At 39.8% G+C, this 17,133-nt stretch carries 13 protein-coding genes and 1 pseudogene; 11 read left to right on the plus strand and 3 right to left on the minus strand.

From position 1 onward, the window contains the following. The first annotated feature begins 2 nt into the window (after nt 1-2). Entirely contained in the window at nt 3-2,522 is a 2,520-nt protein-coding gene (locus WSC_RS0115720; protein ID WP_016956903.1) for an EAL domain-containing protein, read from the plus strand. After that, nucleotides 2,519-4,606 (plus strand): ATP-binding protein, encoded by a 2,088-nt coding sequence (locus WSC_RS23075; protein WP_016956904.1) that lies wholly within the window; start codon nt 2,519-2,521, stop codon nt 4,604-4,606. Before WSC_RS0115720 ends, WSC_RS23075 begins: the two co-directional genes overlap by 4 nt. A gap of 20 nt (nt 4,607-4,626) precedes the next feature. Here the strand turns inward: WSC_RS23075 and WSC_RS23080 are convergent, their stop codons facing one another. Both WSC_RS23080 and WSC_RS0115735 read right to left on the minus strand, forming a co-directional pair. Continuing rightward, a complete protein-coding gene (locus tag WSC_RS23080; protein ID WP_016956905.1) occupies nt 4,627-5,232 on the minus strand; it encodes an adenylate/guanylate cyclase domain-containing protein in 606 nt (201 codons plus the stop codon). An 18-nt stretch (nt 5,233-5,250) separates the two neighbouring features. Further along, nucleotides 5,251-6,258, minus strand: a complete 1,008-nt coding sequence (locus WSC_RS0115735; protein ID WP_016956906.1) for a GGDEF domain-containing protein — start codon at nt 6,256-6,258, stop codon at nt 5,251-5,253. Nucleotides 6,259-6,392: 134 nt separating this feature from the next. Between WSC_RS0115735 and yihA the strand changes: the two genes are divergently transcribed. Further along, the gene (gene yihA / locus WSC_RS0115740) at nt 6,393-6,986 is read left to right on the plus strand and encodes a ribosome biogenesis GTP-binding protein YihA/YsxC (protein ID WP_016956907.1); all 594 of its coding nucleotides are present in this window, start codon (nt 6,393-6,395) and stop codon (nt 6,984-6,986) included. 6 nt (nt 6,987-6,992) lie between these two features. On the opposite strand, the gene WSC_RS23085 is transcribed toward yihA, so the two are convergent. After that, nucleotides 6,993-9,491 carry a penicillin-binding protein 1A gene (locus WSC_RS23085; RefSeq protein ID WP_050996201.1) on the minus strand — a complete coding sequence of 833 codons (2,499 nt, stop codon included), beginning with the start codon at nt 9,489-9,491 and terminating at the stop codon, nt 6,993-6,995. 137 nt (nt 9,492-9,628) lie between these two features. On the opposite strand from WSC_RS23085, the gene WSC_RS0115750 reads away from it, so the two are divergent. The 8 genes and pseudogenes from WSC_RS0115750 to WSC_RS25065 all read left to right on the plus strand — a co-directional run. Then, nucleotides 9,629-10,735, plus strand: a complete 1,107-nt coding sequence (locus WSC_RS0115750; protein ID WP_016956909.1) for a pilus assembly protein PilM — start codon at nt 9,629-9,631, stop codon at nt 10,733-10,735. Continuing rightward, complete coding sequence (locus WSC_RS0115755) at nt 10,723-11,304, plus strand: PilN domain-containing protein (protein ID WP_016956910.1); 582 nt, start codon at nt 10,723-10,725, stop codon at nt 11,302-11,304. Before WSC_RS0115750 ends, WSC_RS0115755 begins: the two co-directional genes overlap by 13 nt. Before the next feature lie 4 nt (nt 11,305-11,308). Next, entirely contained in the window at nt 11,309-11,914 is a 606-nt protein-coding gene (locus WSC_RS0115760) for a type IV pilus inner membrane component PilO (RefSeq protein WP_016956911.1), read from the plus strand. Beyond that, nucleotides 11,911-12,453 carry a pilus assembly protein PilP gene (locus WSC_RS0115765; RefSeq protein WP_016956912.1) on the plus strand — a complete coding sequence of 181 codons (543 nt, stop codon included), beginning with the start codon at nt 11,911-11,913 and terminating at the stop codon, nt 12,451-12,453. Before WSC_RS0115760 ends, WSC_RS0115765 begins: the two co-directional genes overlap by 4 nt. Next, nucleotides 12,450-14,483: a type IV pilus secretin PilQ gene (locus WSC_RS0115770; RefSeq protein WP_016956913.1), complete on the plus strand. Its 2,034-nt coding sequence runs from the start codon at nt 12,450-12,452 to the stop codon at nt 14,481-14,483. The genes WSC_RS0115765 and WSC_RS0115770 overlap by 4 nt, the downstream gene beginning before the upstream one ends. Before the next feature lie 195 nt (nt 14,484-14,678). Then, nucleotides 14,679-15,194 (plus strand): shikimate kinase AroK, encoded by a 516-nt coding sequence (gene aroK / locus WSC_RS0115775; RefSeq protein WP_026016891.1) that lies wholly within the window; start codon nt 14,679-14,681, stop codon nt 15,192-15,194. A gap of 6 nt (nt 15,195-15,200) precedes the next feature. Next, the gene (aroB, locus tag WSC_RS0115780; protein ID WP_016956915.1) at nt 15,201-16,274 is read left to right on the plus strand and encodes a 3-dehydroquinate synthase; all 1,074 of its coding nucleotides are present in this window, start codon (nt 15,201-15,203) and stop codon (nt 16,272-16,274) included. Between the two features lie 18 nt (nt 16,275-16,292). Beyond that, a pseudogene (locus tag WSC_RS25065) lies at nt 16,293-17,133 on the plus strand (hypothetical protein); the annotation flags it as partial.

Consider the following 17,133-nt stretch of genomic DNA (forward strand, 5'->3'; position numbering starts at 1 on the left):
TAATGACTAAAAAAAAAATTAGCTGTTGCAGGTATGCGCTACTGTATATATGGGTGTTGAGTTTTACGCTGATATTTCCAGTATCGTCACAAGCTATCGAAATTACACCTGATAAAAATCAAGTTTTTATAGGCCAGACAGCCTATATGATGCGTGATCAAATTAACGGTTATCAGCATACTGAAATTGTTGACGTAATTAAACGTCAACCTGTTATCGGCAGTGATTATGTAAATACGGGTTTGCAACCGGGTGTTTCTTGGATAAGTTTTGAGTTTTCAACGACCAAGCCGAGTGATTTTATATTTGAGCTTAAGCGGGCAAAAGCAGCGCGGGTGTCAGTGTTCTTTTTTGAATCTGACATGCCAGACAAGGCACTTGTTTTACAACCTTTTGATATCAAACATCATAGTCCCATTTACCAATTATCTACCTCTATCGACACTCAATATACCTTATTGATTCGCATGGAAAATAGCTCAACAACATTTAAACCTGTGTTGTGGAGTTATGTTGAATATCAACAACATGCACATATTGAATTTTTGACTATGGGGTTGTTTTTTGGCGTATTAATTTGCTTGGCGCTGTATAATTTAATTATATTTTTTGCGGTCAGACGACAGGCTTATATCTGGTATGCGGGTTATATCTTCGCTTTAGTGGTTTGGCGCAGTGCTTTGTATGGTCTGTGGTCTTATCTGGGGATCCCTTTATATACTCAAGCTGCTTATCTGTTAGTGCCCTTTGTTTTACTTGATATCTTATTTGCATTGTTGTTCTGTATTCACTTTTTAGAAACGGCACGCCATGCGTTTTATTTAGATAAAATAATACATATCGTTTGTTGGATGTTAGGGATTGCAACACTTATATCAACGACTTTGCCTATTCATGTGACTATTTCGTTTGTGGTATTTGGTTTAGCTTTAGGTGGTTTGATATGTATAGTTGCTGGTGGATACTGTTTGTATAAAGGGGTGCGCATTGCACGTTTTTACGTCGCTTCTTGGATTCCACTTGTCTTTGGTTCTGTCATAGTTCAACTTGCGGTGTGGGAAGTTATACCCAGTACCCATTTCACCCAAACTTTTATAGAAGTGACAATTTTACTTGAAGCTTTGTTAATGTCGTTGGCTTTGGCTGATAAACTGCGGCAAACAGAACGAGAAAAAGTACATCTTGCAACCCATGATCCTCTGACAAGATTACCGAATAGAAATTTAGTTCAACTCGGTTTAGAAAGTTTTAAAAGTCGGGTTGGTTTTACCCTTGTCCAGCTAAAATTAACGAATTTAGATGAAATTAGATTAAAGCTAGGATTAAAAGTTGCCAACGCTGTTTTATGCCGTTGTGTTGAGCAGTTGAACGAGTGGGCGCGATTACAACGACGAGCTGTCACGTTTGAAATGCTTGATTTAGAGCCGCAAAAATTAGGTCAATTAGACCATGGTGTCATGGTTATGGCTTTTCGCGGCACTCATGTGCCTTTATCTGAATTAGCTACACAAGTTCAAGATATTATTAAACAGCCGATAGAATACCACTCTGCATTGGTGCACATTCAGTGTCATATGGGGGCAAGTATCTACCCGCACCATAGTCAAGATATTATGCAGCTATTGGAAAATACCAGCTTTGCAGTGGTCGATGCACAACGCAAAGAGCTTGCGATACTCGTCTATGCTGAAGACAGAGCAAATGAGGTGCAATTTAAGTTAGAGCTATTGGAAGATCTCAAACAAGCTTTGATATCCGGTAATGAATTATCTTTATGTTTACAACCTAAATTACATCTAGCCAGTAAAAAGGTTGTTGGTGCCGAAGTGCTGCTGCGCTGGATCCATCCTAAATACGGCGTGATAGAGCCGCTAGATTTTATTCCGTTGGCGAAAGATGCAGGGATTATCTCAGACTTGTCTTTTTGGGTTGTTTCGGAAGCATTACAAACGAATAAGTTAATTCAGCAGATTTGTGCGCAGCATCAAATTTGCATCAATGTTTGTACGACTGATTTAATCAGCGACAATTTTGTTAAACATGTCGAAAAGAGTTTACTTGAATATGGGTTGTCAGGGAGCAGCTTATTGTTAGAAATATCCGAAGCAGAGTTGTTCGAGCAAATAGGTTTACTTCATCTCAATGTTGAAAAGCTTAGATCTCATGGGGTGGGATTAAGTATTGATGATTTTGCTAGTGCGCGTAGTGCCCTGGCTGAGTTAAGCAGAGTGCCAATTAAAGAAGTGAAAATTGATGCTTGTTATATTCAACAAGCTGGATTAGATGATTTAAACCAATCCGTGATCACTTTAATTCGAGCTATGGCTAATGCACTTAACGCTGAAATTGTTGCCGAAGGTGTCGAAGATGGTATTACCCACCAATATCTACAAGAGCAAAATATTCCGTTAGCCCAAGGATTCTTTTTAGCTAAACCTATGCCTATTGGTGAATATTTAGACTGGTTAAAAGCCTATAATCAAATGCAAGATTCTCTGCTGTTAGGGGCTAGTGGCGGATGAATTTAGCTAAGGTTTTTGGCTTTTTTTTGAGTGAAGTGTTTGCTCAGCCGTTAGAAACGCGCTTCCAACAACAATTAGAAAGGCGTGCTAGAGGCATTATTGGTTACATCTATGTGATTGGTGGCATAGTTCCAATCTTATTTTTACTGTACGCATGGGCTGTCTCTGCGGAGTTTTTTGACACGGTTGCACCACCTAGATTAATTTATTTAACTATATGGTCATTAATATGTTTGGCGACCTTTAGCCGTTTTGCCATCTTAAATTTACGTCAGTCGTATTTGGTATATACCCTTGCTGGTACTATTTTCATTACTTATATCAATTCAATTTTAACTGATAATCAATTGTTCACTGTACCAAGCGTGTTAATGTTTTTAATTGGTTTAGTGATCGCGCAAATTGGTGCAAGAGTTCAGCTGTATGCCGGTGTGATATCTGTCCTAATTCCATTAGTTATGATCAGTTTGTTTGACGTTTGGTTGCCAGCTGACATAGGTGTTATGGTTTTGCTTGTCATTTGGTCTATCGTCAGTTGGTTGGCCGCATTGTTGCTGGAAAAAAATAACCGCAGGTTGTTTCGATATGAGCAAGCGCTGGAAAAAACCAACAAAGAAAAAGCCAATTTACTGGATAAAGAAGCACGCTCAAACCAATTTAAGCGCCAGTTTTTAGCGCATATGAGCCATGAGATCCGCACACCATTAACCTCTATACTGGGTTATTCACAGTCCTATTTTGAGCCAACTTTCAACCAAGAGCAAAAAGATAACGCAGTTAAAACCATACATAACAACAGTGTTCATCTGCTTAAAATAGTCAATGATGTATTGGATTTATCAAAGATTGAAGCTGGTAAACTTGAATTCGAAATGCTCAAGGTCGATTTATTTGTGCTGTTACAAACAATTGAGCACAGTCAAAGGCGAGTCGCAACAGAAAAAGATGTGCAACTTGATATTAATTATCAATGGCCCTTGCCACAGCTGCTAGTTACAGATCCAACGAGATTAAGACAAATATTACTCAATCTCACCAGCAACGCGATAAAGTTTACCCCCGCTGGTGGCAGAGTCAGTGTCCGAGTGAGTTTTCTGGCTCCAAACAATCAATTACATATTTCTGTGACAGATACAGGCATAGGCATGGATAAAAGTGCGCTAGAGCAACTTTTTACCGCATTTAATCAAGCGGATAGTTCACATAGCCGTAAATTTGGCGGCACTGGCCTCGGCTTGTATATTTCAAATCAGCTAGCAAAACGACTCGGTGGTGAAATTAAAGTCCAAAGTGAACCGGGAAAGGGCAGTTGTTTTAGTTTTGATATTCAAGTTACTGTACCCGAGCCAGTTAACTGGTTAAACTATGTACCAAAAAACATAACAGCGAAAGAAAGGATGAATCAGCAAGTCGCGCAATATCAGGCCAAAGTTTTATTGGCTGACGATCATGAAGATAATAGAAAGCTTATTCGTTACTGGTTGGAGAAAAGTGGTATCCAAGTAACGGAAGCTGAAAATGGTGAGCAAGCTGTTGAAAAAGCGCTGCTTTTTGATTTTGATTTAATATTTTTGGATATTCAAATGCCACATATGGACGGCGTAGAAGCGCTGAGCATGATTAGAGCAAATGGCTACGATATCCCAATTATAGCTCTGACAGCCAATGCATTAAAACAAGAAGTTGATGGTTATTTGACTAATGGTTTTAATGATCATTTAGCTAAACCATTAGAGGCTGAAGCATTTTATGGATTATTGGCTAAATACTTAACGGACTTAGTTGAAGATGATGAACCTTTGTTTGATTTGGCAAGCGAAGAGTTTCAGAAACTCATAGCAGACTATAAGTCATCTTTGGACTGCGAATTAGAAATGGTCAAACAAGCTCGACAAGCGGACAATTGGCCATTGTTAACTAAGGTTGCCCATAGAATTAAAGGCAGTGCAGGTAATTTTGGTTTTGTACAGTTAACAGATGCGGCCGCAGAGTTAGAAACCTGCTTAAGAAATAATGGCTTGAATGAAAGAGAGCAGCTCTATCAAAACTTTTTAAGCCAGCTTCTCCAAGCAACTCGAGTTTAAGCAGTTGGCAGCCAACTGCTCTAATCATTCTTATATAATACTGAAAATGTATTAAGTTTTATGCCTGATATATTGAATTCTAGCGCTTCTACCGGATAAGCGCATGGTTCGGCGATACTGTTGTAGGCATTTTCAGTAATTAGAATTTCACCACCTCGAGCTACATCTTCACCCAGTTTACTGGCTTTGTTCACAACGTCACCAAAATAGTCTAGTTCGTCGGTTAACAAGTAGTCACCATAATCTATGCCAGCAGCAACTTGAATATCCCAAACATCGGGAGTTTTGGCATTTTCCAGATCCAATAAGTGATTTATTTCGACAACTGCATTTATCGCTTGTGCGGCTGAATTAAAGCGAGCAAAAACGTTGTCTGCGACAAATTTGACCACGACGCCCTGATGCCTCTCGATTGTTGGTTTGGTTATCTGCTGCATCCGATGGATCATAGATAAATAATAAACTATACCGTATTTCTGAGTGACTAAAGAAAAGCCAGACATGTCCATAATTAACACTGCACCTTTAGTTCCATATAGATCCCACAGTTTTTGCTCAGCTTGTTTTTGTATCTGTTTGTTCTCAGCTGCAAAATAATCAGTTAACAGTTTTTCGAAAGATTGCATTGTTAAATATCCAGATGGTTAGCTTGCTAAACAAACGCGGTTCTTACCGCTATTCTTGGCTTGGTAAAGCGCTGTATCGGCTTGTTCTATGATTTCGTTGATAGTTAGCTGTTTTGCATTTAAAGACAATCCTACCGATATGGTCACCTTAGGCAAGCGTTTCCGTGTTTTTCCGTGTACTAACTTAAGTTTTTCAACTGCTTCTCGAACCGTCTCTGCATACATAAAAACCTTAGCTCGATCTTGATTAACCATAAGTACTAAAAACTCTTCGCCGCCGTAACGAATTGCAATATGTTTAGCATCTAAATGCTTGTTTATCTGCTGCGCGACCTTTTGTAAAATTATGTCACCAATATTATGGCCGTAACTATCATTCAGTTGTTTAAAGTTATCTATATCAAACAACAATGCAGATAGATGAACAGATTCCATCTGTTTGGCTAAGAATGTTTGCATGCCACGGCGGTTAGCTAAATTAGTTAAAGCATCTGTTTGCGCTTGTTGCTGTGCAGTTTTTAACTTTTGTTTTAATGACTCTATGCTCGCGTGCGAGGCGTGAATGTTGTCTTTAAATTCGTTTTGTGCGTGCTGAACCTTTTCAGTTGCTGAAAGAATCGAATTGACGATAGCTTTGCTCTGCTGTGCATCAGACATTTTGAGTTTGCTGGCTTCAGTGTGCAGCGTTGACTGGTATTGACTGACGCTCGTTTCATTTTTTTCGCATTCTAATTGCAAACTGATGATGATTTTATGCATGGTAGACAGCGTATCATCGTCACTGTGTGCACTTTCTTCTAAATACTTATCATGCAATTGAGCCAGTAGATAGTTGTCTGGTACTTGATTGTTTTTGGTTAGTTGCTGTAATTCATCACGTAAATTTTTATTGTTAGGGTGGCAACACGCGTAAATAACTGCATAGTTAATCGGCGTTGGTGCGATTTGATATGTGTCTAACCATGCTAACGCTTGTTTCGAAAGTTCTACTGCTGAAACTGTTGCTGGTGGCTTTATATTATCCATTCCCTGCCGCTAGTTTGTATTGCTATCTGTTAATTCTGAACGATTTAATTCAATTTGCCAATAAATAACCTGAACAAACTGAATTTGTGATTAATTCAGAGTAAACTTAGCCGAATATTTTTTGGAGAGCTTTAATGAAATACCAAGACGCAAAATTTTTAACCAGCGCACCTGATATTCAGAGTTTACCTGCCGATGACGGTTTTGAAGTAGCATTCGCTGGACGCTCTAATGCTGGTAAATCAAGTGCACTCAATTGTTTAACAGAACAAAAAGGTTTAGCTCGAACCAGTAAAACGCCTGGTCGTACCCAATTGATTAATTTATTTACCTTGGATGAACAGCGAAAGTTGGTCGATTTGCCGGGATACGGTTTCGCAAAAGTACCACTTGCTGTAAAAGAAAAGTGGCAAAAGTCGTTAGGTGAGTATCTGCAAAAGCGTGAGTGTTTGGTGGGCTTGGTTGTATTGATGGATATACGTCATCCGATGAAAGACCTAGATCAGGACTTAATTTATTGGGCGGTAGATAGTGAATTGCCTGTACTTGTTTTATTAACCAAAGCAGATAAGCTTAAACAAGGTGCTCGAAATGCCACACTTAAGCAAATACGTGAAGCGAGCCTAGCTTTTTGTGGTGATGTCACGGTTGAGTTGTTTTCGTCATTAAAAGGTTTAGGTGTTAAACAACTTACACGTAAATTAAATGAGTGGTATCAAGTTGAATAGAAGGCATTAAAAAATGCCTTCAGTTCCTTTTTGTGTGACTTCACCAGCAGCTTCAGCATTTAAAATATCCGGTAGTGGATCTCTTTCGACATAACTGTCAGGAGCTGTACCTCGAACAAAATATTCAAATAATGAAGTGTGATCAGAGCTTGTCGTCAGTTTACCTGTTTCACTATCGATACGTACTGACACAATTTTCTCTGGTAATGTGACTGCTTGTTTTTCTGCGCCATCAAGTACAACTGCTAAAAACTCAATCCATGCAGGTAAAGCCGTTTGTGCACCAAACTCTTTACCAAATACTTGATCACTTGCAAGATTTGGATTTGGTCTAGTAGAGCCCAGTGCGCGTGAGTGGTCATCAAAGCCAACCCAGCTGGTTACGACTATGTTAGGGCCATAGCCGCTGAACCATGTGTCTTTTGCTTCATTGGTAGTACCTGTTTTACCGCCAATGTCTGTGCGCTTTAACGCTTGTGCACGCCAGCCAGTGCCATTCCAGCCTGTTCCTTTATTCCAGTTACCTCCGCCCCAAATGGTGCTTTGCATCGCATCAGCAATTAAAAAAGCGTTTTGTGCTGAAATTGCGCGTTTGGCCGGTAGGGTTTCATTTTGTTGTTCATCTACAGATAACTCGCATTCTGTGCATGCAATTTTCGGATTTGCACTGTAGATAACTTTTCCTTCTGGAGTAACGACTCTGTCAATTAAATATGGTTCAACAACAAAGCCACCATTAGCAAAAGCTGTGTAAGCAGAGGCGAGTTCTAGCGGCGTAAAAGAAGCAGAGCCGAGTGCTAAAGACTCATTTTTTGGTAAGTCGTGCGGTGAAAAGCCAAATTGTGCTAGGTGGTTAACCACATTATCTAAACCAACCGAACGCAATAACCTAACCGATATAACATTTTTTGATTTAGCTAAAGCAGTACGCATACGAGTTGGTCCGTCGTAGACGGGCGGGGAATTTCTCGGACGCCAAACTGTGCCTTGTTGTCTATCCCATTGATTGATCGGTGCGTCATTAATAATGCTGGCAAGTGTGAATCCATGCTCTAGCGCTGCTGAATAGATGAAAGGTTTAATGTTGGAGCCAACTTGACGTTTTGCTTGAGTAACACGGTTAAATTCGCTTTGATAAAAATCGTAACCACCAGTCAATGCGATAATTGCACCATTGGTTGGGTTGAGTGCGACTAGTGCAGAAGATGCATCGGGGAATTGACTGAGTTGCCATTCGCTGTGGTTTGATTTGCGTAAATAAACTAGCTCTCCGACCTTAACGATTTCACTAGGAAGTTGTGGTGCTTCTCCTTGGTGATCGTCGTCAATAAACGCTCGTGCCCATGACATGCCTGACCAATTGACCCAAGCATAAGAGCCATTTTTGTCGATAAATTGGAAACGTTTTAATTCATCGTCAATTGCTGTGATAACAGCAGCGGTTAACAAACCAAATTCACTTTGTTTATCAAGATATTGCAAAATTTGTTCTTCGGTCCAGGCAAGCTCAGTTTGCTGCCACAATTGACTGACTGGGCCCCTAAAACCATGGCGCTCGTCATAATTATGTAAATTTTCGCGTAACGCATTTTGCGCAGCCAATTGGGCTTTTGCGGTTATGCTGGTATAAACTTGATACCCTTTAGTGTAGGCAATTTCTTCGCCGAAACGTTCGACCATCTCTTGGCGAACCATTTCTGCTATATAGGGTGCGTCTAATTCAATTTGTGCACCGTGGTATTTGGCGGTTAAAGGTTGCTGTATGGCCGCTCTGTATTCTGATTCGGTTAAATGATTCGTTTCTTTAAGTCGCCACAAAACAGTATCACGTCTAAATTTTGCTCTTTCAGGGTTACGCAAAGGGTTGTATGCCGTAGGAGCTTTGAGCAAACCGGTTAACATGGCAAATTGGGCAATGTTTAGTTCAGATAAATCTTTACCATAATACACTTGTGCGGCGGCACCGAAACCAAATGCTCTATACCCAAGTTCAACTTTGTTGATATATAGGGTAAGAATTTCTTCTTTGGTGAGCTCTTGCTCTATGTGCAGCGCGATAAAAATTTCTTTAATTTTTCGAATATAGGTTTTATCCCGGGTTAAGAAAAAACCCCGAGCAACCTGCATGGTCAGTGTACTTGCTCCTTGGGTTTTATTCCCGCTGACTAAAACGGCAAATGCGGCCCTAAATATACCAATTACATCGACCCCTTGGTGCGAATAAAAACGTGCATCTTCAGTTGCCAACAAAGTGTCAATGAGTGGTTGGGGGATTTGTTCAAATTGCAGCGGAATGCGACGCTTTTCACCAAATTGAGAAATAAGTTTACCGTCAGCCGAATAAACCTTCATTGGTGTTTGGAATTCTACTTGCTTTAGTGTATTTACTGGTGGTAACTCATCTTTAAAATGAAGATAAACAGCGTAAATAGAAGTTACGCCGAGAATTACGCAAAAAATTGAAAAAAGTGTAAAATATATAAGAAATTTTTTCACAAAATTCACCAAGTGTTAAAACTTACTGGTACTCCGCCAAGATAGTGGATATTATCAGCTATCTTGAGCAATAAAATGTAAAGCGGATATTATTTTGCGTTATTATTGCACTGTCGAGAAAATAATAACAAGTATGTGGTTGTTTTATGTTTAAGGAAATGTTCAACAAACAAGAATCGTTATTTATCGGTGTAGATATAGGTTCTTATTCAGTTAAAGCCGTTTTGCTTGAACAAGCAGAAGACAAAATTAAATTATTGCATTACGCGACAGAGTCTATGCCGAAAGGGGCGATGAACGAGCGTGACTTGCAAGATATTGAAGCTGTCGGCAAAGTATTGTCTCGCCTTCGCAAAAAACTCCCTAAACAGCACAAAGAGGTTGCAGTTGCAATTTCTGGCTCCACAGTGATAACTAAAACCGTTTATATGGACGTCAACTTTACCGATGAGGAATTGGCGACTCAGATTGAAATAGAAGCGGATAGTTTAATTCCATACCCTATTGAAGAAGTGAGTCTAGATTTTGAACGTTTGTCGGTAAATAGTGCAGATCCAACAAAAGTGGATGTTTTGCTCAGCGCTGCTCGTACAGAAAGTGTTGAAGCTAGGGTCTCTGCTTTAGAACTAGGTGGTTTTTCCGCGAGAATTATGGATGTTGAAGCATTCGCACTTGCTCGAGCTGCGCAAGTTTGTCTTGAACAACTACCTGATGATGCGAATGATAAATTGATTGGTCTAGTAGACATTGGCGCAAATATGACATTGATGTCTGTGCTTAAGGGGAACAAGATTTTGTATACCCGAGACCAATCTTTTGGTGGTGATGCCTATACAAAAAATATTGTTAATTACTACAACAAAACATATGAAGAAGCTGAACTCGCTAAACTAACTAAAGATTTACCCCCAAATTATACTTTTGAAGTATTGGCTCCCTTTCAAACGGCAGTTATCCAACAAATCAGACGTGCCATCCAAATGTTCTTGACCTCAAGTGCAGAAGAAAAAATAGACTACCTGATCCTATCTGGTGGAACAGCATTGGTTGAAGGGATACAACAAGTTATCGAAGATGAGTTAGGCCTTCACTGCGTTATTGCGAATCCTTTTGCCCAAATGATAACTGACGACCCAGCCCAAGCTGAAGAAGGGCAAAGCGCCGAATCGCAAGCGCATGAGCCTGTGCTTAGCGCACAATTCATGATAGCAACAGGTTTAGCCATGAGGAGTATTGAGCCGTGCCACATATAAATCTGTTGCCTTGGCGAGAGCAGGCAAAACAGCGAAAACAGAAACAATACATTTTGCTACTTGCCATGAGCGCTGCGGCTGCTTTATTTATAATGTTAATGGTCAATACTTATTACAATAACCTTATTGCGAATCAGCAAGCTCGCAATCAGTATTTGCTCAACGAAATAGCAGTACTAGATTCAAAAATTAAAGAGATCCAAGAGCTGAAAAATATGCGTGCCAACTTAGAGCAGCGAATGGAGTTGATTGCCGACCTTCAGGGCAACCGTAACGTTGGCGCACAAATTATGGACGAATTAGTTAAGGTTGTTCCGCCTGGTATTTATTTAGTCAAATTAGAAAAAACTGATTCTAAAGTAATAGTTCAGGGCAAAACCGAATCCAATAATCGAGTTTCCACTATGATGCGACAAATTGAAGGATCGTATTTACTCGAAACTCCCATTCTAAATGCAATCGTTGCCGCAAAAATAGATGAAAGTGCGCGGGTTCTAAGTGACTTTACCATGTCAGTGCAAATACAGTCTAAAGGTTTAAATCGTAACCAAACTGAAGGCAAGGAGTAGTCGTATGGATTGGAAAAACATTGATTTAAACGACTTAAATGAGCTCGAACTCGATTTTAATAATATGGGAGAGTGGCCCAAGGTCGCAAAAATTATAGTTGCGATTCTATTGGCTATTTTAGTTGCAGTGCTCAGCTATTATTTAATGATTAGCGAAAAAATTGAAACCTATCAAAATATCACAGCGCAAGAGCAAAGCCTAAAGCAGCAATTTCAAGCTAAATATCAAGTTGCGATCAATGCAGATGCATACAAAGTGCAGATGGCTGAAATGGAAAAAAACTTTGCTGAGTTGTTGAAACGTTTGCCGACTGAAAGCGAAACACCGGGTTTGTTAGACGATATTACTTATGTAGGGACAACCAGTGGACTATCGTTTAAAAAAATCAATTGGGAAGAAGAAATTGAACGAGAATTTTATACTGAACTACCCTTAAGGTTAGAAGTGGTAGGGGGATACCACGAATTTGGTGAATTTTTGGGGCGAGTCGCAGCATTACCGCGTATTGTTACTTTGCATAACTTTACAATTGCAAATAAAGGCGATGATGTTTTAGAGCTTAGTTTGTTGGCAAAAACTTATAGATATAAAGAGGTTGTCAGCAAATGAGAATACTAGCGCTCTTGGGTTTAGTTGTTACAGTTGCTGCGTGTAGTGATGATGTTAGTGATTTACAAGCGTTTACCGAGCAGGTGAAAAATACCACTCAGCCTAGTATCGAACCAATTCCACAAGTTGAAAAATTTGAAAGTTTTGAATATTCAGTTAGTGGTATGCGCAGTCCTTTTGTTGAGCCAGAGCCTGAATTAATTGAAGATAAACTCGGCCAGACGTTAGATTGTTTACAGCCAAACTATAGGCGCACCAAAGAACCGTTGGAAAAGTTTGCGCTGGATAATATCCGTATGCGTGGCACTATGGGCGGAGAGGATAAAATCTATGCGTTAGCTTCGGCTTCAAATGGTTCGCTTTACAGAATTGGCATAGGCAACTACTTAGGTTTATTTCATGGTCGAGTGGTAAAAATTACCCCTGACTATATTCAAATAGAAGAGATGGTGCCAGATGGAACTGGTTGTTGGGACATAAGAAAAGCAGAAATCACGATTTTGGATGCAGAAACAGACGCGGGAAGTAAACAGAAATGATAACAAAGTTAAAAGTGCATAGTCAGATTAAAGCCTTGGTAGCTGGAACCATGTTGTTTTTGTTACCTGTTAGTAGCTGGGCTATGTCGGTCTTATATGAGGTTAAATATAATCCTATCATGGCTGGCGAAACTGAGTTGGAGTTTGTTTTTGACCAAAAATTAGTTCGTGAGCCGCAAATACAAGTGTTAAATAATCCTTCGCGCATCCAAATCGATATCGATGAAGCAGACTTTGAAAATTATTTGGATGAAATTCCGATTAATATTGCTGGTGTACAAAAAGTTAAAATTGAATATATAGATCAAAGTGTGCGCATTAACTTGTTCTTGGATTCTTTAAAGGTTTATCAAACCCGCACTCAAGGCAACAGCTTTTTTATCTTGGTGTCTGATAATGCTGGTTTTGATAAACCTAAGACGCAACAAACCCATGTAAATAAAATTCAAGCAATGGATTTTCGCCACGGCAAAGATAAATCAGGCAGAGTTTTAATTTTTTTACAAAGCAGTATGGCTGCGGTTGATGTGCGCGAAAAGGCAGAAAAAATAATCGTTATGTTTCATAACACTGATATTTTGCCTGACTTGCTCTATCAATTGGATGTGACTGACTTCGGAACAATTGTTGATTCAGTTGAAACATTTAAAGACAGGAATCATACCCGAGTTGAAATTACAACCAACAAACCTGTCTCATATCAATATCAGCAACTAGATAACATTTTTACCTTGGAAGTCGAAGAGGATCGTATTCAAGGTGGTTTATTGGCGACAGAAAAATATGAAGGTTCACCAATCTCTCTGAATTTTCAGGATGTAGAAGTGCGCACTGTACTACAAATTATTGCTGACTATAACGGCTTTAACTTAGTGACCAGTGACTCGGTTACCGGCAATGTCACCCTTAGATTGGATGGTGTACCTTGGGATCAAGCCCTTGATATTATCTTAAAAATTAAGGGTCTAGATAAACGCATGGAAGGCTCTATTTTAATGGTCGCGCCGAGCGATGAAATTTCCGCGCGTGAAGCTCGCGAATTGGAAGCTAAAAAACAAGTGGATCAACTTTCTCCGTTATTCTCGGAATTTATCCAAGTGAATTATGCTAAAGCCAGTGAGCTTTCGAGCATGTTAACTGGTAAAGGTGCGGGCATGTTGTCCGAGCGAGGCACAGTGACGGTAGATGAAAGAACCAATACTTTATTGATTAGAGACACAGCTAAAGGCATCGACAACATTAAAAAGCTTGTGACTATATTAGATATACCAGTTAAACAGGTGACGATTGAATCTCGTATAGTCACGGTAAATGACAATTTATCTGAGGAACTAGGTATTCGTTGGGGGTTTAGTGATCAACAAAATACAGATGGTGTTTCTGGGACTATTAGTGGTGCTAATACCATTGCCAATGGCACTATACCGTCGCTAACTGACAGACTTAACGTAAATTTACCTGTGGCAAATCCTGCCGGCAGTATAGGCTTAAGCATAGCAAGGTTGGATGATGGCACAATTTTGGATTTAGAGTTGTCAGCGTTAGAAACTGAAAACAAGGGTGAAATTATCGCCAGTCCACGAATAACAACGGCGAATCAAAAAACCGCTTATATCGAACAAGGTACAGAAATACCATTTGTTCAAGCATCATCAAGTGGTGCGACAGCTGTGACCTTTAAAAAAGCCGTTTTGAGTTTGCAAGTGACACCACAAATTACCCCAGACAATAAGATAGTGTTGGATTTAGTCATAACCCAAGACACGCGTGGTGATACAGTCGCGACCCCAACGGGATCTGCAGTTGCTATTGATACGCAAGAGATAGGCACACAAGTGTTAGTTGATAATGGTGAAACTATTGTATTAGGTGGTATCTATCAGCAACAGATGGTCTCAAGTGAGAAAAAAGTACCTCTGCTAGGTGATATTCCTTATTTAGGTCGCTTATTTAAATCAACCACTGAATTTAACGAGAAAAAGGAATTGTTGATTTTCGTCACTCCCAGAATCGTAACTGAAAAATTATAAACTAGATTTGAACATTATTACGCTTTGACAGCCTTTTCCTCGTTTAATTAAGGTGATTGCGGGGAGAATCTTGTCATTTTATTATCCTAAGCTTGCTTTTATACACTGAATCTTGGGATAATCGCCGCACTTCAAAAGTACACTTGGATTTTCGGAGCAACTTAAACTTAATCAATAAGATGTGTAAGAACTAAAATGGCTGAGAAACGAAATATATTCCTTATAGGCCCTATGGGCGCTGGTAAAAGCACAATTGGTCGCCAATTGGCACAAGAATTACATCTAGAGTTCTATGATTCAGATGCAGAAATCGAACGTAGAACAGGTGCGGACATCGCTTGGGTATTCGATGTAGAAGGCGAAGCAGGCTTTCGTGTTCGCGAAGAAAAAGTTATTTTTGATTTAACCGAAAAACAAGGAATTGTGTTAGCTACAGGCGGTGGTTCAATCTTAAGTAAAGAAACGCGTAATCGCCTTTCTGCCCGTGGCTTCGTGGTTTATCTAGAAACAACCATAGAAAAACAAGTTGCACGTACAGCACGAGATAAAAGACGACCACTGTTGCAAAACGGTGATCCAGAAGAAATTTTATCTGACTTAGCTGAAAACCGTAACCCGCTATACGAAGAAGTTGCGGATTTAGTGGTTAAAACAGACAACCAAAGTGCAAAGGTTGTTGCTCGCGAAATCATCGACAGATTAGGGTTTTAACTGGTCATGAGCACATGTGAAGTTCAGGTTGAACTGGGTGAACGCAGTTATCCTATTAGTATCGGACAAGGCCTTATTGCAGATAAGGCTTTGTTTTCTCGATTGATTACTGGTAAACGTGTTGTTGTTATCACCAATACAACTGTTGCACCTTTATATTTAGACAAACTCACTTCAGCTTTGGCTGATTTTGAGGTGTTGAGCTATCAGTTGCCTGATGGTGAGCAGTACAAATCTTTAGAGTATTTTGAAAAAGTTAATAGCTTTTTGCTTGAACATAACTGTGCTCGTGATGTGACCTTAATTGCATTAGGTGGTGGTGTAGTTGGTGATTTAGTCGGGTTTGTTGCTGCTTGTTATCAACGTGGTGTTGATTTTATTCAAGTACCAACCACACTATTATCTCAAGTGGATTCGTCAGTTGGCGGTAAAACCGCAGTTAATCACCCACTTGGCAAAAATATGATAGGTGCGTTTAAGCAACCTGAAGCTGTCGTAATCGACACAGATACGCTATCAACTTTACCACCACGCGAGTTTGCGGCTGGTATGGCTGAGGTGCTTAAATATGGCATTATCTTTGACCGCGTTTTTTGGCAAACACTTATCGACAACCAACAAGCGATTTCTCAATTAGAGCAGAGCGAACTTGTTCGAATTATCCAACGTTGTTGTGAAATCAAAGCTGAAATCGTAGCCGCAGATGAAACCGAAAAAGGTGCTAGAGCTTTATTAAATTTAGGCCATACCTTTGGTCATGCAATTGAAGCTGAAATGGGTTATGGCGTCTGGTTACATGGTGAAGCTGTCGGCACAGGCATGGTTTTAGCTGCTAAATTGGCAGAGTTGCGTGGGTATATCAGCGAAGATGATTTCAGTGAAATCAAACAAACTATTGCCGATTATCAATTGCCGGTGGAAAAACCTGCATCTATGGTTTGTGCCGATTTTGTTAAGCATATGAAGCGTGACAAAAAAGTACAAAACAATGTGATGCGTTTTATCGTGCCAACAAAAATTGGTGAGTGTCAAATTATGGATGATGTGACTGAGCAAGAGTTAGAAAATATCCTCAAATAATTGTAGCGGGGCGTTGTTATGCAACCTTCAGTCTGGGAACGACTAGAGCATAATTTAACTTATACTAACGCCCTAATTATATACAGCGCTCAACAGCCTTTGCTGCATCATATTGAAACCCTGCAAGACGATTATTCCATTGCTTATATAAGTAATAATGCTGATTTACCAGCCACTCGTAGCCAAATTGTACGTCAGCTATTTGATAATCCGCTCCACGATCCATCACACAGTTTATTGGCGCAATTTAACCAATTTGATGATAATAACTCTGTTTATTTGATTGTTGTTAAACAACCTGCTTCAGCACCTTTGTTGGAAGAGCTATTGCTTTGTGTCAAAAACCTTGCTGGTGTTTGTAAAGTTATATTCGAATGCTCTGCACTAGATGCCGCCAAGTGGATAAACTTGATTGAACCAACAGGGTATCCTGTTGTATTAATTGGTACGATTGCAACAGAGCAACAAGTATTAGCAAGCCAAATAAAACCGACTGACCCAACCCAGAAATCAATAAAAACTATGTGGGCAATATTCGTGTTTACTTTGTTGATTGCGGCTGTGACCTTTGGTTATTTTAACTACTTAGGCTTGAAGAACAGCAGCACTAAAGATAGTAACGCCGAACAAGCGAAGCTAGCAGAAAATACGATTGAACAAAGTAGTATTGCGCCTGTGGTCAAACACGAAAAGTTAGTAGATGAAGAGTTAGAAAACAAACCAGATATGACAGCTGCGGAGTTTTTTGCACAGAAAGCTAAAAATCAACTTGCAGCAGCCCCTAAACAACAAGACGATGTACTACCAGAGCCAGAGCCAGAGCCAGAGCCAGAGCCAGAGCCAGAGCCAGAGCCAGAGC

Origin of the sequence: Catenovulum agarivorans YM01, from assembly GCF_000281085.1 — a bacterium.
In the GTDB taxonomy this organism is placed as follows: domain Bacteria; phylum Pseudomonadota; class Gammaproteobacteria; order Enterobacterales; family Alteromonadaceae; genus Catenovulum; species Catenovulum agarivorans.

Excerpts from the sequence above, each read along its gene's own strand:
- yihA (WP_016956907.1), top strand. The coding sequence starts at position 6,393 with ATGAAATACCAAGACGCAAAATTTTTAACCAGCGCACCTGATATTCAG.
- aroB (WP_016956915.1), top strand. The coding sequence starts at position 15,201 with ATGAGCACATGTGAAGTTCAGGTTGAACTGGGTGAACGCAGTTATCCT.
- WSC_RS0115750 (WP_016956909.1), top strand. The coding sequence starts at position 9,629 with ATGTTTAAGGAAATGTTCAACAAACAAGAATCGTTATTTATCGGTGTA.
- WSC_RS0115720 (WP_016956903.1), top strand. The coding sequence starts at position 3 with ATGACTAAAAAAAAAATTAGCTGTTGCAGGTATGCGCTACTGTATATA.
- WSC_RS23080 (WP_016956905.1), bottom strand. The coding sequence starts at position 5,232 with ATGCAATCTTTCGAAAAACTGTTAACTGATTATTTTGCAGCTGAGAAC.
- WSC_RS0115770 (WP_016956913.1), top strand. The coding sequence starts at position 12,450 with ATGATAACAAAGTTAAAAGTGCATAGTCAGATTAAAGCCTTGGTAGCT.
- WSC_RS0115765 (WP_016956912.1), top strand. The coding sequence starts at position 11,911 with ATGAGAATACTAGCGCTCTTGGGTTTAGTTGTTACAGTTGCTGCGTGT.
- aroK (WP_026016891.1), top strand. The coding sequence starts at position 14,679 with ATGGCTGAGAAACGAAATATATTCCTTATAGGCCCTATGGGCGCTGGT.
- WSC_RS23075 (WP_016956904.1), top strand. The coding sequence starts at position 2,519 with ATGAATTTAGCTAAGGTTTTTGGCTTTTTTTTGAGTGAAGTGTTTGCT.
- WSC_RS0115735 (WP_016956906.1), bottom strand. The coding sequence starts at position 6,258 with ATGGATAATATAAAGCCACCAGCAACAGTTTCAGCAGTAGAACTTTCG.
- WSC_RS0115760 (WP_016956911.1), top strand. The coding sequence starts at position 11,309 with ATGGATTGGAAAAACATTGATTTAAACGACTTAAATGAGCTCGAACTC.